The organism is Mumia sp., from assembly GCF_028803055.1.
Classification (GTDB): Bacteria; Actinomycetota; Actinomycetes; order Propionibacteriales; family Nocardioidaceae; genus Mumia.
In genome coordinates, this window is the sequence record NZ_JARBCJ010000045.1 from 1 (window position 1) to 19,332 (window position 19,332).

Consider the following 19,332-nt stretch of genomic DNA (forward strand, 5'->3'; position numbering starts at 1 on the left):
ATCGCACCGGCCGAGCCTGCGGCCGTCGAGCGGATGGACTCGCTCGAGGGCGTGGAGATCACGGTGGGCTCCAAGGACTTCACCGAGCAGCTCATCCTCGGCAACATGTACGCCACGCTGCTGCAGACCGCCGGCGCCGACGTCACCAACCGCAGCAACATCGCCGGCAGCGTGGGCGTCCGCAACGCGCTCCTCAACGGCTCGGTCGACGTCGCGCCCGAGTACACCGGCACCGGCTGGATCAGCTACCTCGGCAACGCCAAGCCGATCAAGGGCGAGCAGGCGCAGTGGCAGGCCGTCCACGACGCGGACCTCCGCTACGGCCTGACCTGGTTGCCCTACAGCCCGGTCAACAACACGTACGCGTTCGCGATGGGGCCTGCGGCGACCAAGCGGCTGGGGATCACGAAGCTCTCGCAGATCAAGGATCTGCCGGTCGCGCAGCGGACGTTCTGCGTGGAGGACGAGTTCTTCAGCCGCGAGGACGGCTTCCAGCCGATGCTGGAGACGTACGGCATGAAGTACGGCAAGGACGTCCCCGCCCGCAACGTGCTGCGGATGGACACCGGTGTCATCTACGACGCGACGGCGCGCGGCGCGTGCAACTTCGGCGAGGTCTTCACCACCGACGGTCGCATCCTGGCGCTCGACCTCACGGTCCTCGAGGACAACAAGCGGTTCTTCCCGCTCTACAACCTGGCACCGGTCGTCAACACCGACCTGCTCGACGCGCACCCGGAGATCGCCGACGTGTTCGCCAAGGTGCGCCCCCTGCTCACCAACGAGGTGATGCTCGAGCTCAACGCGAAGGTGGACGTCGACGGGGGAGAACCCGCCCTCGTCGCCCGCGACTGGCTGCGGGAGCAAGGGCTGGTGGGGTGACCACCCCCGCCCCGCGGTGCCGGGAGCGCCGACTCGCACGTGTAGGCTGAGAACCGAAAGACATCCTTTAACCACCGTCCCGTGAGGCGGAGAAGGAGGTCAGCCGGTGTCTGCGCACACCCCTGATTCCACGTCCCCAGCATCCTCGGATCCTGCGGGCGGCACCTCGACCGTGGTCCTCGACGCCGGTGACATCTCCCGGGCGCTGACCCGGATCACCCACGAGATCATCGAGAAGAACCGCGGCTCGTCCCGCGTGGTCGTCCTGGGCATCCCGACGCGTGGGGTCGAGCTCGGCCGCCGTGTCGCCGAGCGGATGAGCGAGGTCGACGGGCACCCCGTGCCGTACGGCTCGCTCGACATCACGATGTATCGCGACGACCTGCGGATGAAGCCCGCCCGCGCGCTGGAGAAGACCGACATCCCCGTCGATCTCGACGACCGGGTCGTCGTCCTGGTCGACGACGTCCTGTTCTCCGGCCGCACCATCCGCGCCGCCCTCGATGCCCTCAACGACCTCGGCCGGCCCCGGGCCGTCCAGCTCGCGGTCCTGGTCGACCGCGGCCACCGAGAGCTCCCCATCCGCGCCGACTTCGTCGGCAAGAACCTCCCCACCTCCCTCGCCGAGCAGGTCAAGGTCGCCGTGTCCGGCCTCGATGAGCGCGACGAGGTCCGGATCGTCTCCGCGCGCCAGGTCGCACCCGGGGCAGGCACCCGATGAGGCACCTCCTCTCCACCGGTGACCTCTCCCGCGACGAGGCCGTCCTTCTCCTCGACACCGCCGAGGAGATGCTGAGCGTCGCCGAGCGACCCATCAAGAAGCTGCCGACGTTGCGCGGCCGGACGGTCGTCAACCTCTTCTTCGAGGACTCGACCCGCACCCGGATCTCCTTCGAGGCCGCCGCCAAGAGGCTCTCCGCCGACGTGATCAACTTCGCCGCCAAGGGATCGAGCGTGTCCAAGGGTGAGAGCCTGAAGGACACGGCGCTGACCCTGCAGGCGATGGGCGCGGACGCGGTCGTGATCCGCCACGGCGCCTCCGGTGCGCCCGCGCGGCTGGCCCGCGCCGGCTGGATCGACTCGGCCATCCTCAACGCCGGAGACGGCTCGCACGAGCACCCGACGCAGGCGCTCCTCGACGCGTTCACGATGCGCCGGCACCTGGCGCCCGCCGGCGACCGCACCCTCGAGGGCCGGCGGGTGGCGATCGTCGGTGACGTCCTGCACAGCCGGGTCGCGCGGTCCAACGCTCTCCTGCTCAGCACGCTCGGCGCCGAGGTCACTCTCGTCGCCCCGCCGACACTGATGCCGTACGGCGTGGCGTCGTGGCCGGTCGAGACCTCGTACGACCTCGACCCGGTCCTCGCCAAGTCCGACGCGGTCATGATGCTGCGCGTCCAGCACGAGCGCATGAATGCGGCCTACTTCCCGAGCGCCCGCGAGTACAGCCGGCGCTACGGACTCGACAGCAAGCGGATGGCGAAGATGCCCGACGACGCGATCGTCATGCACCCCGGCCCGATGAACCGCGGCATGGAGATCAGCGCCGACGTCGCCGACTCCACGCGCTCGGTGATCGTGGAGCAGGTGACCAACGGGGTCGCCGTCCGCATGGCGGCGCTCTACCTGCTGCTCAGCGGCGCCCGCACCCCCGAGCCGACCCCCGGCGACGCCGGCGGCGTCCTCTCCGACCAGACAGAAGGGCAGGCATGACCGCCTACGTGATCCGCAACGCGAACCTCCTCGGTGACGAGGTCACCGACCTGCGCATCGTGGACGGCGTCATCTCCGAGATCGGTCGCGACCTCGACACGGGAGACGCCGAGGTCCTCGACGCCGACGGCCTGATCGCGCTCCCCGGCCTGGTCGATCTCCACACCCACCTGCGCGAGCCAGGCCGCGAGGACGCCGAGACCGTCGAGACCGGGACGCGAGCCGCCGCGGTCGGCGGCTTCACCCTGGTCCACGCCATGGCCAACACCGACCCCGTCGCCGATACCGCCGGCGTCGTCGAGCAGGTCTGGCGGCTCGGGCGTGAGCACGGCTTCTGCGACGTCGCGCCCGTCGGTGCGGTCACCGTGGGGCTCGGCGGATCCACGCTCGCCGAGCTCGGCGCGATGGCCGACTCGGCCGCTCACGTCCGGGTCTTCTCCGACGACGGCAAGTGCGTCTCGGACGCGGTGCTGATGCGCCGGGCGCTCGAGTACGTCAAGGCCTTCGACGGCGTCATCGCGCAGCACGCCCAGGAGCCGCGCCTCACCGAGGGCGCGCAGATGAACGAGGGCGAGCTCTCGGGTGTCCTCGGCCTCACCGGCTGGCCCGCGGTCGCCGAGGAGGCGATCATCGCGCGTGACGTCCTGCTCGCCGAGCACGTCGGCTCCCGTCTGCACGTCTGCCACCTCTCGACCCGCGGATCGGTCGAGATCGTCCGCTGGGCGAAGTCCCGCGGGATCGACGTGACCGCCGAGGTGACCCCGCACCACCTGCTGCTGACCGACCAGCTGGCGGCGACGTACGACCCGATCTACAAGGTCAACCCGCCGCTGCGCACGGCCGACGACGTCGAGGCGCTGCGCGAGGCGCTGGCCGAGGGTGTGATCGACATCGTCGCCACCGACCACGCGCCGCACCCGAGCGAGGACAAGGACTGCGAGTGGGCGGCGGCCGCGTTCGGCATGACCGGCCTCGAGACTGCGCTGTCGGTCGTCCAGCACGCGATGGTCGACACCGGGCTCCTCGACTGGGCCGGCGTCGCCGAGCGCATGTCGGCCGCGCCCGCGAGGATCGGTCGCGTCGCCACCCACGGTCGTCCGATCGCCGTGGGGGAGCCGGCCAACGTCGTGCTGTACGACCCGCGTGCCACCCGCGTCGTCGAGCCCTCCGACTCGGTGTCGCGCTCGCGCAACACGCCGTACCGAGGCATGGAGCTGCCGGGCCGCGTGGTCGCGACCTTCCTCCGAGGGCGGCCCACCGTCCTCCACGGCGCCGTGGTCGAGGAGGTGGCCGCATGAACGCCGCCGCCACCACCCGTGCCACCCGCACGCCGGCGATCCTGGTGCTCGAGGACGGCCGCGTCTTCCGCGGGGAGTCGTACGGTGCGCTCGGCCAGACCGTGGGAGAGGCGGTGTTCTCCACCGGGATGACCGGCTACCAGGAGACGCTGACCGACCCCTCCTACCGGCGCCAAGTCGTCGTGATGACGGCGCCGCACATCGGCAACACCGGGGTCAACACCGAGGACGCCGAGTCGGACCGGATCTGGGTCGCGGGCTACGTCGTCCGCGAGCCCGCGCGGGTCTCGAGCAGCTGGCGCGCCACCGCGACCCTCGAGGACGACCTCGTCGAGCAGGGGATCGTCGGCATCAGCGGTGTCGACACCCGAGCCTTGACCCGTCACCTCCGCGAGCGGGGCGCCATGCGGGTCGGGATCAGCTCGGTCTCCGAGGACGCCGACGCGCTGCTCGCCGTGGTGCGGGAGTCCCCGTCGATGGCCGGCGCCGATCTCGCCGGCGAGGTGACGACGTCGGAGCCGTACGTCGTGCCCGCGGTCGGCGAGAAGCGGCTGACGGTCGCCGCGGTCGACCTCGGCATCAAGGCGATGACGCCGCACCGGATGGCCGAGCGCGGGATCGAGGTGCACGTCCTGCCGGCCGACGCAACGCTGGAGCAGGTCCGTGCCACCGGAGCCGACGGCGTCTTCTTCTCCAACGGGCCGGGCGACCCCGCCGCGACCACCGACGCCGTGTCGCTGCTCCAGGACGTGCTGCGCGAGCGCACGCCGTTCTTCGGGATCTGCTTCGGCAACCAGATGCTGGGCCGAGCACTCGGGCTGGAGACGTTCAAGCTCACCTACGGGCACCGGGGCATCAACCAGCCGGTGATGGACCGCACCACCGGCAGGGTCGAGATCACCGCGCACAACCACGGGTTCGCGGTCGCGTGGCCGACCGACCTGGGCGACACCGTGGCGACGCCCTTCGGCGACGCCGCCGTGAGCCACGTGTGCCTCAACGACGACGTCGTCGAAGGCCTCGAGGTCCGCGACGACGACGGCGACCTGGTCGCGTTCAGCGTCCAGTACCACCCCGAGGCCGCCGCCGGCCCGCACGACGCCGAGCACCTGTTCGACCGGTTCACCGAGCTGATGACGGCGCGCCGGACCCGCAGCACAGAAGGGACGGTGCGCTGAATGCCCCGCCGTGACGACATCTCCTCCGTCCTGGTCATCGGGTCCGGCCCGATCGTGATCGGGCAGGCCTGCGAGTTCGACTACTCCGGCACGCAGGCGTGCCGGGTGCTGCGCAGCGAGGGCCTGCGGGTCGTGCTGGTCAACTCCAACCCGGCGACGATCATGACCGACCCCGAGTTCGCCGACGCCACCTACGTCGAGCCCATCACCCCGGAGTTCGTCGAGCGGGTGATCGCCCAGGAGCGGCCCGACGCATTGCTCGCGACCCTCGGTGGCCAGACCGCGCTCAACACCGCGATGGCGCTGGACGCCGCCGGTGTGCTCGAGAAGTACGGCGTCGAGCTGATCGGGGCCTCGGTGGAGGCGATCGAGAAGGGCGAGAACCGCGAGTTGTTCAAGGCGATCGTCGAGGGACTGCCGGAGGCCTGGGCCGCAGAGGTCGCCCGCTCGCTCATCTGCCACACGATGGACGAGTGCCTGGAGGCCGTCGCGACCCTCGGCTATCCCGTCGTCGTCCGGCCGTCGTACACGATGGGTGGTGTCGGCTCGGGCATCGCCCACGACGAGGAGGATCTCCACCGCATCGCCGGTGCGGGCCTCGCCGCGAGCCCGACCACCGAGGTCCTCCTGGAGGAGTCGATCCTCGGCTGGAAGGAGTACGAGCTGGAGGTGATGCGCGACAGGGCCGACAACGTCGTCATCGTGTGCTCGATCGAGAACCTCGACCCGATGGGCGTCCACACCGGCGACTCGATCACGGTCGCGCCGGCGATGACACTGACCGACCGCGAGTTCCAGCGGCTGCGCGACATCGCGATCGGCGTGATCCGCGAGGTCGGCGTCGACACCGGCGGGTGCAACATCCAGTTCGCGGTGAACCCCGCAGACGGACGCATCGTCGTCATCGAGATGAACCCGCGGGTCTCCCGCTCGAGCGCCCTCGCGTCGAAGGCGACCGGCTTCCCCATCGCCAAGATCGCCGCCAAGCTCGCGATCGGCTACACGCTCGACGAGATCCCCAACGACATCACGCGGGAGACGCCGGCGAGCTTCGAGCCGACGCTCGACTACGTGGTCGTCAAGGTGCCGCGATTTGCGTTCGAGAAGTTCCCGTCCGCCGACGAGCGCCTGACGACCCACATGAAGTCGGTCGGTGAGGCGATGGCGATCGGCCGCAGCTTCACCGAGGCGCTCCAGAAGGCCCTGCGCTCGCTGGAGCGGCCCAACGCCGCCTTCGACTGGCGCCGCGAGTGGGTCGACCTGGACAAGGACGCGCTGCTCGCCGAGATCGCCGTCCCTCACGACGGCCGGCTCAAGAAGGTGATGGACGCGATCCGTGCCGGCGCGACGCCCGACGAGCTCTTCGAGGCGACCAGGATCGACCCCTGGTTCCTCGACCAGCTCGCGCTCATCAACGAGGTCGCCGCCGAGGTGACGGCCGCCGACGAGCTCACGCCCGGTCTGCTGCGCAAGGCCAAGCGGCACGGGTTCTCGGACGACCAGATCGGCAAGATCCGCGGCATGAGTGCCGACGTCGTGCGGGGCGTGCGGCACGCGCTGGGGATCCGCCCCGTCTACAAGACGGTCGACACCTGCGCCGCCGAGTTCGCCGCCCGGACGCCCTACCACTACTCGTCGTACGACGAGGAGACCGAGGTGGAGCCGCGCGAGCGTCCGGCGGTGCTGATCCTCGGCTCCGGACCCAACCGCATCGGGCAGGGGATCGAGTTCGACTACTCGTGCGTCCATGCGGCGCTCGCGCTGTCGGAGATCGGCTACGAGACCGTGATGGTCAACTGCAACCCGGAGACCGTCTCGACCGACTACGACACCTCCGACCGGCTCTACTTCGAGCCGCTGTCGCTCGAGGACGTGCTCGAGGTCATCCACGCCGAGCGCCAGGCCGGCCCGGTCGTCGGCGTCATCGTGCAGCTGGGGGGCCAGACCCCGCTCGGGCTCGCTGCGGCGTTGGAGCGCGAGGGCGTCCCGATCGTCGGGACGTCGCCGGCGGCCATCGACCTGGCCGAGCACCGCGGGGCGTTCGGGCGGGTGCTGGCCGACGCGAACCTCCCCGCACCCAAGCACGGCACGGCGACCTCGTTCCCCGGGGCCAAGAAGGTCGCCGACGAGATCGGCTACCCGGTGCTGGTCCGGCCGTCCTACGTCCTGGGCGGGCGCGGCATGGAGATCGTGTACGACGAGCCGACGCTCGCCGACTACATCGCGCGGTCGACCGAGATCTCGCCCGAGCACCCCGTCCTGGTCGACCGGTTCCTCGACGACGCCGTCGAGATCGACGTGGACGCGCTCTTCGACGGGACCGACCTCTTCCTCGGCGGCGTCATGGAGCACATCGAGGAGGCCGGGATCCACTCGGGCGACTCCTCGTGCGCGCTCCCGCCGATCACGCTCGGCGCCGAGGACCTCGCCAAGATCCGGGTGTCGACCCGGGCCATCGCCGAGGGCGTCGGGGTCCGCGGACTCATCAACATCCAGTTCGCCCTGAGCTCGGACGTGCTCTACGTCCTCGAGGCGAACCCGCGCGCCTCGCGGACCGTCCCGTTCGTCTCGAAGGCGACCGGCGTCCCGTTGGCGAAGGCAGCCGCTCGACTGATGCTGGGGGAGTCGATCGCCGACCTGCGTGCCGCCGGCGTCCTGCCGGCCGAGGGAGACGGGGCCGACGTCGGCCCGGACGCCCCGGTCGCGGTCAAGGAGGCGGTGATGCCCTTCAACCGGTTCCGCACCCTCGAGGGCATGTCCGTCGACACCCTGCTCGGCCCCGAGATGCGCTCGACCGGCGAGGTGATGGGGATCGACGCGCTCTTCGGCACCGCGTTCGCCAAGGCTCAGGCCGGAGCCCAGGAAGGGCTGCCGACCTCGGGCAAGGTCTTCGTCTCGGTCGCCAACCGCGACAAGCGCCACATGATCTTCCCGATCAAGCGGCTGGCCGACCTCGGCTTCGAGATCGTGGCCACGTCCGGCACGGCCGAGGTGCTGCGCCGCAACGGCGTCACCGCGACCGTGGTCCGCAAGCTCAGCGAGTCCTCGGCCACGAACGACGGCCGACGGTTGGTGGATCTGATCACCTCCGGAGAGGTCGGTCTCGTCGTCAACACCCCGCACGGGACGACCTCGGGAGGCAGCCCGCGCGTCGACGGCTACGAGATCCGTACGGCGGCGATCGCTGCCGGCGTGCCGTGCATCACGACGGTGCAGGGTCTCGCCGCCGCGGTGCAGGGCATCGAGGCGGCTCGCGAGGGCGGCGTCGGAGTGCGTTCGCTGCAGTCGTGGGCCGAGGCCGTACGCCCGCGGTCGACTCCCGCGCGGGACGACTCGTGAGCGCGACGCAGGCCCAGGGGACGGTGGTGTCGCGCACCCTGGTCGGCGACTACCACCACCTCGTCATCGCCGCCGAGGGCATCGCGGCGCACACGCGCCCCGGTCACTTCGTCGCGCTGGCCGTCGGAGGAGCCGACAGTGCGATGCTCCTGCGGCGGGCGTTCTCGATCTATCGCACGTCGGCGACCGGACGCCACGGCGAGACCGTCGAGATCGTCTTCGCCGAGCACGGCAAGGGCACCCGCTGGATGGCCGATCTCGCACCGGGCGACCCGATCGACGTCGTCGGGCCGGTCGGCCGACCGTTCGCGCTGCCGAAGGAGCCGGTCTCCTGCGTGCTCGTCGGCGGCGGGTACGGCTCCGCACCGATGTTCTCGCTCGCGACCACGCTGCGCGAGCGCGGCTGCGCGGCGCACCTCGTGCTCGGTGCCGCCACGACCCCGCGCCTCTTCGGGCTGCTGGAGGCCAACAAGGTCGCGAGCAGCGTGCACGTGACTACCGAGGACGGGTCGACCGGCACCCGAGGCCGGGTGACCGACGTCCTCGCCACCCTCGTCGACGACACCGACGCGGCGGTGGTCTATGCCTGCGGCCCGATGGGGATGCTGCGAGCGGTGTCCGAGGTCGCCGAGGACAACGGCGCCTGGAGCCAGTGCGCCGTCGAGGAGTCGATGGCGTGCGGCATCGGGGTCTGCATGACCTGCGTGCTGCCCGTCGAGGGAGAGGACGGCATCGTCCGTATGGTCCGCAGCTGCGTCGAAGGCCCCGTCTTCCGGGGCGACCGGGTCCTGTGGGACGCCGTCGGGACCATCCCGCCGGGGACGCTGGGAGGTCCGCGATGACGACGACGGCTGCCATCGCGCCCGAGGAGGTCGACCTCTCGGTCGACCTGTGCGGTGTGACGCTTCCGAACCCGGTGATGACCGCCTCGGGCTGCGCCGCCGCCGGTCGTGAGCTCGACCAGTTCTTCGACGTCGCGGCGCTGGGTGCGGTCGTCACCAAATCGATCATGCTCAACCCGCGGTCGGGTCGCCCGACGCCGCGGATGGTCGAGACGCCGTCAGGGATGCTCAACTCGATCGGCCTCCAGGGACCCGGGATCGACGCGTTCCTGGCCCGCGACCTCCCCTGGCTGGTCCAGCGGGGCGCTCGAGCGATCGTCTCGATCGCGGGGGACAAGCCGGACGACTACGTCGAGCTGGCCCGGCGGGTCGGCCAGGCCCCCGGCGTCGCGGCCATCGAGGTCAACATCTCCTGCCCCAACGTCGAGAACCGCGGACTCGTCTTCGCCTGCGACCCTGACTCCTCGTACCGGGTGGTCGAGGAGGTCCGCCCGCACATCCCCGCCGACATCCCGGTGTTCGCCAAGCTGACGCCCGACGTCACCGACATCGCCGCGATCGCGGGAGCCGTCTCCGACGCCGGAGCCGACGGCGTCACCGTGATCAACACCCTGCTCGGTCTCTCGATGGACCCCGACACGCTGCGCCCTCGGCTCGGCGGTGTCACCGGTGGCCTGAGCGGTCCGGCGGTCCGTCCGGTCGCGGTCCGCGCGGTCTGGCAGATCCGAAAGGCGCTGCCCGACCTGCCGATCATCGGCGTCGGCGGCATCCGCACGGGGTTCGACGCGCTCGAGTTCGTGCTCGCCGGGGCGCTCGCCGTGCAGGTCGGGACCGTCATCTTCAACGACCCCAGCGCCCCTGCCCGCATCGTGCGCGAGCTGCGCGACGAGCTCGCGCGGCGGGGGATCCGATCGCTCGACGAGGTCAGAGGAGCCGCGCATGGCTGAGACAGCGCACGCGACGAGGTCGTTCGGCGCACGGCTGAGCGAGGCGGTGGGGGAGTACGGCCCACTGTGCGTCGGCATCGACCCGCACGCGTCGCTGCTCGCGGACTGGGGGCTCTCCGACGATGTCGCTGGACTCGAGCGGTTCGCGTCGACCGTCGTCGAGGCGATGTCCGGCGAGGTGGCTGTCGTCAAGCCGCAGTCGGCGTTCTTCGAGCGGCATGGCGCTGCTGGTGTCGCGGTCCTCGAGCAGACGATCCAGACCGCGCGCGAGGCAGGGCTCCTCGTCCTGCTCGACGTCAAGCGCGGAGACATCGGCTCGACGGCTGCTGCGTACGCCGACGCGTACCTCGATCCGGCCTCGCCGATGCGTGTCGACGCGGTCACGGTGTCGCCGTACCTCGGCTTCGGGTCCCTCGAGCCGTTCCTCAGCGCAGCCGAGCGGCACGGGGGAGGGGTGTTCGTCCTGGCACTGACCTCCAACCCGGAGGGGCCCGAGGTGCAGCACGCCCGTGTGGGGGAGCAGACCGTCGCCGGACGGATGCTGGGCCACCTCCGAGACCGCAACGCCGGGGCGCAGCCGCAGGGCTCGTACGGTGCCGTCGTGGGCGCCACAGTGGGTGACCTGACCGAGGACGTGGCGATCGGCGGTCCTCTCCTGATCCCGGGCTTCGGAGCGCAGGGCGGGACCGTCGCCGACCTGCGACGGCTCTTCGGGCACGTGTGGGAGCACGTGCTGCCCGCCAGCTCCCGCGGCATCCTCGCCGCGGGTCCCGACGTGTCCGCCCTGCGGGGTGCGGCACGCGCGGTGCGCGACCAGCTCGGTTGACCAGGGCCCTCGCCCAGGACTTCGACGGCGGCTAAGGTGGCACTCGCCGTGCGGCGACGTCCCCTCTCCCGGTCGCTGCGCTCGTACCCCGCGATCGCGGATACGTACGCCCCACCAGGTCGCCGAGCGGCCGCACGACAAGGAGCTTCCATGCGCCGTCTCACCGTCGCCATCGCGAGCGCCACGCTGGCCGTCGCCACCCTGGCCGGATGCGGTGGCGACGACAAGGACACCAACGAGGCCTACTGCGACTCCGTACGGTCCGCCGCGAAGTCGATCAACGGCGTCACGGGACAGGGCGACATCAAGGCCGCGGTAGACAGCCTCAAGAAGGTTCGCGACGAGGCCTCGGGCAAGACCAAGGAGAACTGGGACATCCTGATCACCTCGTACGAGGCCGTGCAGAAGGGCGATGTCGCCGACGTCGACTCCGCCAAGCTGGAGAAGGCCGGCAAGGACCTCGAGAAGCAGGTCAAGGCCGACTGCGACATCGACCTGAACGAGAGCACCAGCTAGCTCGGGTCCCTTCTCGGGGACCCCGATCGCGGGCTAAGGTGCTGGGACCTCGGGGTGCACCTCTGGTGTCACCTCGTGTCCGGTGTCGTTGAGGAGGGCCCCCCGCATGTCCCGTCGCACGCTTCCCACCGTCGTCGCTGTCCTTCTCGTCGTCGGTCTCGCCGGGTGCAGCGGCGGCGAGGACCGCGACCAGGACATGCCTGCCGCCGCGGCCGGTGACGAGGCCTCGGCGAGCGGAGACGCTCCGGCCACGGCGTCGGCGACCCCGTCCGCGACGGCGTCGCCGACGCCGCGCCCTGTCACCTCGCCGTACTGCGACGTCGTGGTCGCCCATCGCGACCGTCTCACCGGCATCGGTCGTGACGGTTACCCCACCGACGACGCGCTGAGCGAGACCGTGGCGGCGGTCGCTGCGGTCCGCGATGCATCGCCACGGCGTGTCGCGCCTCGCTGGGGCGTGCTCCACAAGAGCCTGGTCGACCTTCAGCGAGGCATCGCACGAGCGGGTTTGCGCATGGAGGACCTTGCCGACGCCTCCGTCACCGCCGAGCTCTCGGCGCAGCAACGGGTCGCCGTCCGGAAGGCCGTGCAGCGTCAGAGCCGCGTCCCGAAGACCCGTGCGGCGGTCGAGGCGCAGGTGAAGCGCGTGTGCCGGGTCGACCTCTCCGCGTCGTGACCAGCGCGGCCTACTAGGCTGTCGCCGACCCGCGACGCGGTGGGCGACTTCGTGTTGCCGCCCTGCGGAAACCCTGGCTAAGTTCACTGAATCGACCCGACCCACGAGGTGACCCACGTTGGCCCTTCCTTCGCTCACGCCTGAGCAGCGCCAGGCCGCGCTCGAGAAGGCGGCGGCCGCGCGCCGTGAGCGCGCCGAGATCAAGAATCGCCTCAAGCACTCGGGTGCCTCGCTCTCGGAGGTGCTGGAGGACGGCCAGACCAACGACGTCGTCGGCAAGATGAAGGTCTACGACCTGCTGCAGTCGATGCCCGGCCTGGGCAAGGTGCGTGCTCGCCAGATGATGGAGCGGATCGGTATCGCCGACTCGCGGCGCGTGCGCGGACTGGGCGTCAAGCAGATCGCGGCTCTGGAGCACGAGTTCGCCAACCGTGGCTGAGTCCGTGCCCCCCGCCTCGGGCGCTGCCCGGCTCGTCGTGCTGGCAGGACCGACCGCTGTCGGCAAGGGCACGGTGGCGGCGTGCGTGCGCGCCGAGCATCCTGACATCTGGATCTCGGTGTCGGCCACGACGCGACCTCCACGGCCCGGAGAGGTCGACGGGGTCCACTACCACTTCGTGACCCCGGCCGAGTTCGACCGGCTGGTCGACGACGGGCAGATGCTCGAGTGGGCGGTCGTCCATGGCAACCACCGCTACGGGACACCCCGGATCCCCGTCGACGAGCACCTCGCCGCCGGCACGCCCGCCCTGCTGGAGATCGACCTCCAGGGTGCGCGCCAGGTGCGCGAGGCGATGCCCGAGGCGTTGTTCGTCTTCCTCGCGCCGCCGTCGTGGGAGGAGCTGGTCAGCCGCCTCGTCGGACGAGGGACCGAGGACGAGGCCGAGCGCGAGCGTCGGCTGGCCACCGCCAGGGTGGAGCTCGCCGCGGAGAAGGAGTTCGACGTGACGATCGTCAACGCCGACGTCCGCCGCGCCTGTGCCGAGTTGGTAGCATTGGTCCAGAATCCCCCGGACGTCGTCCGGGGAACACCCACGAATCCCTTGTGAGGCCACCACGTGTCCGGCACCCAGGCTGCCCCTGAAGGCATCACCTACCCGCCCATCGACGACCTGCTCAGCAAGGTGGGCTCGAAGTACGAGCTCGTCCTGGTGAGCGCCAAGCGCGCCCGCCAGATCAACGCGTACTACGCGCAGCTCGGCGAGGGCCTGCTCGAGTACGTCGGTCCGCTCCTCGACACCCACGTCCAGGAGAAGCCGCTCTCGATCGCGCTGCGCGAGATCGACGGTGGCCTGCTCAAGACCGAGCCCGAGACTCCCGACGCCGAGGAGCAGGGCGCCAAGCAGGCCTGACCTGCTGACGGCGTCGAAGCCCATGAGCAACGTCGTCCTGGGTGTAGGCGGCGGCATCGCCGCCTACAAGGGCGCGGAGATCCTGCGCAGGTTCAGCGAGTCCGGCCACCGCGTGCGCGTGGTGCCGACGGCCGCGGCCCTGAAGTTCGTCGGTGCCCCGACCTGGGAGGCGCTGTCGGGACAGCCGGTCAGCACGGACGTTTTCACGTCCGTGCCGGAGGTCCCGCACGTCTCGATCGGTCAGTCCGCCGACCTCGTCGTCGTGGCACCGGCGACCGCCGACCTGCTGGCCAAGGCCGCGCACGGGTTGGCCGACGACCTGCTGACCAACACCTTGCTCACCGCCCGGTGCCCGATCGTGATGGCACCGGCGATGCACACAGAGATGTGGGAGCACGCGGCGACCCAGGCCAACGTGGCCACGCTGCGGTCGCGCGGCGTGATCGTTCTCGAGCCCGCCGTGGGTCGACTGACCGGCAAGGACACCGGCAAAGGGCGTCTCCCCGACCCGGGCGAGGTCGTCCAGGCCGCACTGGCCGTCCTTGCGCGCGACGAGGCGCGGACGAACGACCTCGGTGACGTGCGCGTCCTGATCAGTGCCGGAGGCACCCGCGAATACCTCGACCCCGTCCGCTACCTCGGCAACCGGTCCTCCGGGCGCCAGGGCATCGCGATCGCCCAGGCCGCCGTGTCCCGAGGAGCGAAGGTCACGCTGGTCGCCGCGAACGTGTCGGTCCCCGTGCCGGCCGGTGTCGACGTCGTCCGGGTCGAGACGACCGCCGAGCTCCACGACGCGATGCTGGAGCGGGCTGGGGCTGCCGACGTGGTGGTGATGGCCGCGGCGCCCGCCGACTTCCGTCCCGCCGCAGTGGCCGCGACCAAGATCAAGAAGGACGACGCCGGGTCGGTCCCGCAGGTCACGCTCGTCCAGAACCCCGACATCCTCCGCGATCTCGTCGAGCGTCGCTCGGGCGCCGCCGCGCCGCTGATCGTCGGCTTCGCCGCCGAGACCGGGGACGACAGCGCGGGCGTCCTCGACCACGCTCGGGCCAAGCTGGCACGCAAGGGCTGCGACTTCCTGGTGCTCAACGACGTGAGCGGAGGCAAGGCGTTCGACCGTGCCGACAACGAGGTCGTCGTCCTCGGCCGCGACGGCAGCGTCGCCGAGGTCCCGTACGGCCCCAAGGTCGCGGTCGCCCACTCGATCTGGGACACGGTCGCCCAGCGCCTGGACAACGGCTGATCGTTCGCCGACCCGCGGTATAGGCTGGGTCGACTCGTCCAACGGCAGCCGAAAGGACACCCTGTGAGCCGCCTGTTCACCTCTGAGTCCGTGACCGAGGGTCACCCGGACAAGATCGCCGACCAGATCAGCGACAGCGTGCTCGACGCACTCCTCGCGCAGGACCCCCAGGCGCGCGTCGCCTGTGAGACGTTCGTGACGACCGGACTCGTTCTCGTCGGTGGAGAGGTGACCACCCGCGCGTACGCCGACATCGCCCGGATCGCGCGCGACCGCGTCCTCGAGATCGGCTACGACTCGTCGACCAAGGGCTTCGACGGCGCATCCTGCGGTGTGACCGTGACGATCGGCCAGCAGTCGCCCGACATCGCCCAGGGCGTGGACCAGGCCTACGAGGAGCGGGCCGAGGGCTCGGCCGACCCGCTCGACCTGCAGGGTGCCGGTGATCAGGGGCTGATGTTCGGCTACGCCACCGACGAGACCCCCGAGCTCATGCCGCTGCCGATCACGATCGCGCACCGGCTCGCGGAGCGGCTGACCGCCGTACGCAAGGACGGCACGGTTCCCTACCTGCGTCCCGACGGCAAGACCCAGGTCACCATCGAGTACGACGACGACCACCGGCCTGTCCGGGTCGACACGGTCGTGGTCTCGACCCAGCACGCCGCCGACATCGACCTCGAGGCGATGCTCACCCCCGACGTCAAGAAGCACGTCGTCGACGCGGTCCTGGACACGTTCGACATCGACCACGCCGACTACCGGCTGCTGGTCAACCCGACCGGTCGCTTCGAGATCGGCGGCCCCATGGGCGACGCCGGCCTGACCGGCCGCAAGATCATCATCGACACCTACGGAGGCATGGCTCGCCACGGTGGCGGCGCCTTCTCCGGCAAGGACCCGAGCAAGGTCGACCGCTCCGCCGCGTACGCGATGCGGTGGGTCGCCAAGAACATCGTGGCGGCCGGACTCGCCAGCCGGGTCGAGTGCCAGGTCGCCTACGCGATCGGCAAGGCGCACCCGGTCGGGTTCTACATCGAGACGTTCGGCACCGAGAAGGTGCGGCTGGAGCGCATCGTCTCCGCCGTCGATGAAGTCTTCGACCTGCGTCCCGCCGCGATCGTGCGCGACCTCGACCTCCTGCGCCCGATCTACGCCAAGACCGCGGCCTACGGTCACTTCGGACGCGAGCTCCCCGAGTTCACCTGGGAGGGGACCGGCCGGGCCGACGCCCTGCGCGCGGCCGCCGGAGTCTGACTGCGGCACACGCCCACGTCCGGACCCCTTGGTAGAACTACCTGGTGACCGAGACGCGCGACGCTCAGCCGGCCCTGGTGGAGGAGACCCCTCCGCCGGGGCCGCGCGCGGCCGACCCACGGTTCGCCGGTGCCGCCGAGCACCTCCCGATCGCGCGCGTGGCGGCAGACGTCAGTCTCGCCCACCTCGACCGCCCGTTCGACTACCTGGTGCCGGCCGACCTGGCCGACGACGCGGTGCCTGGCTGTCGAGTCACCGTCCGCTTCGCCGGCAAGCAGGTGGGCGGCTTCGTCCTCGAGCGAGCGGCCACGACCGAGCACGTCGGCCGTCTGGGCCGACTCGGTCGTGTCCTCTCGCCGGAGGTGGTGCTGCGTCCCGACGTCGTCCGCCTGTGCCGCGAGGTCGCCGACCGCTACGCCGGTGTCTTCGCCGACGTCGTCCGCCTGGCCGTCCCGCCCCGTCATGCCCGCACCGAGAAGAGGGCCCCGCGGGAGGTCGCGATCGAGCCGCTCGGTCCTGCCCAGGACGACGCCTGGGCGGTGTACGAGGGCGGCTCCGACTTCGTCCACGCCCTTGCCGACGGCTCCGGCCCCCGCGCCGTGTGGAACGCTGTGCCGTCCGATCCGCCCGAGCGCGCGCTCGCCCAGGCCGTCGACGCCGTCTTGCGCTCGGGACGCGGGGCGGTGGTCTGTCTCCCCGACGTCTCCGACGTGGTGCGCGCCGATGCCGTCTTCACCGAGGTCCTCGGACCGGGCCGCCATCTGGTCCTCACCGCCGACCTCGGTCCGTCGGCACGCTACGCGGCGTTCCTCGCCCTCGCCCGAGGTCAGGTCCGCGCGGTGGTCGGCACCCGTGCGGCCGCTTTCGCACCCGTGCACGACCTGGGGCTCGTCGCCGTCTGGGACGACGGCGACGACCTGCTCGCCGAGCCACGGGCGCCGTACCCGCACGCCCGTGAGGTCCTGCTGACGCGGGCGTGGGACACCGGGTGCGGAGTGCTCGTCGGAGGCTATGCACGCACGGCCGAGGCCCAGCAGCTCGTCGCCTCCGGGTGGTGCCGCTCTCTCACAGCCCCGATGCGCGAGCGGCGTGCGCACTGGGCGCGGATCACCGTCGACGCGGGGGCGGGGGCGCTCCAGGCCGCACGGATCCCCGGCGCGGCGTTCGCCGCGGTCCGGTCGGGGCTCGCCGTCGGCCCGGTGCTCGTCCAGGTGCCGCGCGTCGGCTATCGGGCCGCACTCGCGTGCCAGGACTGCCGGACACCGGCCCGGTGCGGGCGCTGCAGCGGACCCCTCGGCCAGGACCGGCCCGGGGACGCCCCCCGCTGCCGGTGGTGCGGCGAGGCGGCCGCCGACTGGTCGTGCCCCACCTGCGGGGGGCGGCGGCTGCGGGCACCGGTGTCGGGGGAGCGGCGTACCGCAGAAGAGCTCGGGCGCGCCTTCCCCGGCGTGCGGGTCCGCAGCTCCGCCGGTGACGCGGTGCTGCGCGAGGTGCCCGACGAGCCGGCGATCGTCGTCGCGACGCCGGGGGCGGAGCCGCGCGCCGAGCGCGGATACGCTGCCGCGCTGCTCCTCGACACCGCCGCCTCCCTCTCCCGACCCGACCTGCGGACGCACGAGGAGTCGCTGCGCCGCTGGCTCAACGCCTCCGCGCTGGTGCGGTCGTCGACCGACGGCGGCCAGGTCGTCGCCGTCGGAGATCCCGGGCTGCCCGTGCTCCAGGCGTTGGTGCGGGCCGATCCCGTCGGCCACGCCGAGCGAGAGCTGGTCGCCCGGATCGAGACCCGGCTCCCGCCCGCGGCCCGGCTCGCAGCCGTCGAGGGCGAGCTGCCCGCCCTCCGCGAGCTCGCGGGTGGACCGTGGCCGGAGCCCGCTCAGGTCCTCGGGCCCGTGGAGCTCCGGCCGGCAGGGGAGGACGAGGACCACCCGTGGGGTCGGCTGATCGTGGCAGTGCCCCGTACGGAGGGTGCTGCCCTCGCGCGCCGGTTGCAGGTGGCGCAGTCTGAGCGGGCGGTGCACAAGGCTCGCCCGTACCGCATCGCGATCGATCCCCAGGCTCTCGGCTGACAGGCTGCGGCCCGTCGAGGCGGACCCCGGTGACCAGGCGCTGTCAGGAGTAGTCGGCCACCACCCGTTGCCGCTCGCCATCGACGGTCATCGTGCCGCCGTAGGGCACGATCCACTGGGGACGCGTGTGTCCGAAGGGGATGCCGACGACGACGACCGCCTCCGGGTTGTAGGTCGCGACGGTCGCTGTGACCACGTCTCGCTGGGCGTCGCGGAGGCGTCGACGCTCGTCGGTCGGGGGTCGGTGCTCCAGGTCGGACGTCGGTGGGCGCGCGACGACGACCGCGTCGACGGCCGAGAGGAGCCCGCGCTCACCGATCGACCGGAGGATGCGACCCACCGTCTGTGCCGAGGGCAGCTCCTCGGAGGTCTCCACGAGCAGCACACCCCCGTCGAGCACTCTCGGCGGGAAAGGGAATCTGTCGGCGGTGAGGATCCACTCGAGGACCTCCAGGCACCCGCCCCAGGTGCGGCCCGTGACCGAGCGTGCCGGGCCGTGCCAGGTCCACGGCTCCGTGGCCTCGCGCTCGCCGTACGCGGTCAGCGCGGTCGGGTCGTCCCACGGCCTCCCGGTGTCCTCGGACTCCCCGGGTTCGCTGAGCTCGAGGGTGCCGCCGGACAGCAACGCCGCGCGCAACGAGGCCGCGTGGATCGCGTCCACGCCGGGTCCCGCCCCGAGGTGGACCTGCGTCGATCCGCCGTAGAAGCCGGCGACGCCGTTCACCCAGAGCCAGTTGAGGAGATTGGTGTTGTCGCTGTAGCCGAGGAAGGGCTTGGGGTCGGCGCGGGCGAGGGCGGGGTCGAGGTGGCGGACGACCGTGATCTGATCGTCGCCGCCGACCGTGGCGAGGATCGCGCGGATGTCGGGATCGGCGAATGCGGCGTTGATGTCGCTCGCCCGTGCCTCTGCGGAGGAGTCGGCCCGTGTCGTGGCGTACTCGACCGGCTCCAGACCGGTCACCTCGCGCAACCGGACCATCGCCTGCTCGTGGACGGCGGGGAAGTGCGCGGGGGCCGCGAAGGAGGGGGAGAGCACCGCGACACGGTCGCCTTGTCGGGGCTTCGGGGGATGGACGACGGGGTGCGGCTGCTGAGTCATATCTCCACCCCATCACGCCGGTGGCGCGGAGCGACCGGATTTCGGCAGGAGGCGCCCCCTACGCTGGTCCTGTGAGACTCGTCTTCGCCGGGACCCCC

Annotated in this window: 18 protein-coding genes; 17 read left to right on the plus strand and 1 reads right to left on the minus strand. The window is 71.5% G+C overall.

Annotation, left to right across the window (positions count from 1 at the left end):
* The 17 genes from PV363_RS06510 to PV363_RS06590 all read left to right on the plus strand — a co-directional run.
* Positions 1-882, plus strand: an 882-nt coding sequence (locus tag PV363_RS06510) for a glycine betaine ABC transporter substrate-binding protein (protein WP_301021941.1), incomplete at its 5' end; no start/stop codon positions are given.
* A gap of 106 nt (positions 883-988) precedes the next feature.
* Positions 989-1,603, plus strand: a complete 615-nt coding sequence (gene pyrR, locus PV363_RS06515; RefSeq protein ID WP_301021942.1) for a bifunctional pyr operon transcriptional regulator/uracil phosphoribosyltransferase PyrR — start codon at positions 989-991, stop codon at positions 1,601-1,603.
* Complete coding sequence (locus tag PV363_RS06520) at positions 1,600-2,595, plus strand: aspartate carbamoyltransferase catalytic subunit (RefSeq protein WP_220344639.1); 996 nt, start codon at positions 1,600-1,602, stop codon at positions 2,593-2,595. Before pyrR ends, PV363_RS06520 begins: the two co-directional genes overlap by 4 nt.
* Positions 2,592-3,893, plus strand: a complete 1,302-nt coding sequence (locus PV363_RS06525) for a dihydroorotase (RefSeq protein ID WP_301021943.1) — start codon at positions 2,592-2,594, stop codon at positions 3,891-3,893. The genes PV363_RS06520 and PV363_RS06525 overlap by 4 nt, the downstream gene beginning before the upstream one ends.
* Positions 3,890-5,071: a glutamine-hydrolyzing carbamoyl-phosphate synthase small subunit gene (carA, locus tag PV363_RS06530; protein ID WP_301021944.1), complete on the plus strand. Its 1,182-nt coding sequence runs from the start codon at positions 3,890-3,892 to the stop codon at positions 5,069-5,071. Before PV363_RS06525 ends, carA begins: the two co-directional genes overlap by 4 nt.
* Positions 5,072-8,410: a carbamoyl-phosphate synthase large subunit gene (carB, locus tag PV363_RS06535; RefSeq protein WP_220365657.1), complete on the plus strand. Its 3,339-nt coding sequence runs from the start codon at positions 5,072-5,074 to the stop codon at positions 8,408-8,410. It abuts the gene before it with no gap.
* A complete protein-coding gene (locus tag PV363_RS06540) occupies positions 8,407-9,252 on the plus strand; it encodes a dihydroorotate dehydrogenase electron transfer subunit (protein ID WP_220365656.1) in 846 nt (281 codons plus the stop codon). The genes carB and PV363_RS06540 overlap by 4 nt, the downstream gene beginning before the upstream one ends.
* Positions 9,249-10,199: a dihydroorotate dehydrogenase gene (locus PV363_RS06545; protein ID WP_220344647.1), complete on the plus strand. Its 951-nt coding sequence runs from the start codon at positions 9,249-9,251 to the stop codon at positions 10,197-10,199. The genes PV363_RS06540 and PV363_RS06545 overlap by 4 nt, the downstream gene beginning before the upstream one ends.
* Entirely contained in the window at positions 10,192-11,025 is an 834-nt protein-coding gene (gene pyrF / locus PV363_RS06550; protein WP_220344648.1) for an orotidine-5'-phosphate decarboxylase, read from the plus strand. The genes PV363_RS06545 and pyrF overlap by 8 nt, the downstream gene beginning before the upstream one ends.
* A 150-nt stretch (positions 11,026-11,175) precedes the next feature.
* Positions 11,176-11,541, plus strand: a complete 366-nt coding sequence (locus tag PV363_RS06555) for a hypothetical protein (protein WP_301021945.1) — start codon at positions 11,176-11,178, stop codon at positions 11,539-11,541.
* 106 nt (positions 11,542-11,647) lie between these two features.
* The gene (locus tag PV363_RS06560) at positions 11,648-12,217 is read left to right on the plus strand and encodes a hypothetical protein (protein ID WP_220347164.1); all 570 of its coding nucleotides are present in this window, start codon (positions 11,648-11,650) and stop codon (positions 12,215-12,217) included.
* A 118-nt stretch (positions 12,218-12,335) separates the two neighbouring features.
* A complete protein-coding gene (gene mihF / locus PV363_RS06565; RefSeq protein ID WP_220344651.1) occupies positions 12,336-12,656 on the plus strand; it encodes an integration host factor, actinobacterial type in 321 nt (106 codons plus the stop codon).
* Positions 12,649-13,266, plus strand: coding sequence for a guanylate kinase (gene gmk / locus PV363_RS06570; RefSeq protein ID WP_301021946.1), 618 nt, complete (start codon positions 12,649-12,651; stop codon positions 13,264-13,266). The genes mihF and gmk overlap by 8 nt, the downstream gene beginning before the upstream one ends.
* A 9-nt stretch (positions 13,267-13,275) precedes the next feature.
* On the plus strand, positions 13,276-13,569 hold the full coding sequence (rpoZ, locus tag PV363_RS06575; RefSeq protein WP_220344653.1) for a DNA-directed RNA polymerase subunit omega: 294 nt from the start codon (positions 13,276-13,278) through the stop codon (positions 13,567-13,569).
* A gap of 22 nt (positions 13,570-13,591) precedes the next feature.
* Positions 13,592-14,812, plus strand: coding sequence for a bifunctional phosphopantothenoylcysteine decarboxylase/phosphopantothenate--cysteine ligase CoaBC (coaBC, locus tag PV363_RS06580; RefSeq protein WP_301021948.1), 1,221 nt, complete (start codon positions 13,592-13,594; stop codon positions 14,810-14,812).
* Between the two features lie 63 nt (positions 14,813-14,875).
* Positions 14,876-16,069: a methionine adenosyltransferase gene (metK, locus tag PV363_RS06585; RefSeq protein WP_220344655.1), complete on the plus strand. Its 1,194-nt coding sequence runs from the start codon at positions 14,876-14,878 to the stop codon at positions 16,067-16,069.
* Between the two features lie 44 nt (positions 16,070-16,113).
* Entirely contained in the window at positions 16,114-18,135 is a 2,022-nt protein-coding gene (locus tag PV363_RS06590) for a primosomal protein N' (protein ID WP_301021949.1), read from the plus strand.
* A gap of 43 nt (positions 18,136-18,178) precedes the next feature.
* Here PV363_RS06590 and PV363_RS06595 read toward each other — a convergent pair whose 3' ends face one another.
* On the minus strand, positions 18,179-19,171 hold the full coding sequence (locus PV363_RS06595; RefSeq protein WP_301021950.1) for a S66 peptidase family protein: 993 nt from the start codon (positions 19,169-19,171) through the stop codon (positions 18,179-18,181).
* Between the last annotated feature and the right edge of the window lie 161 nt (positions 19,172-19,332).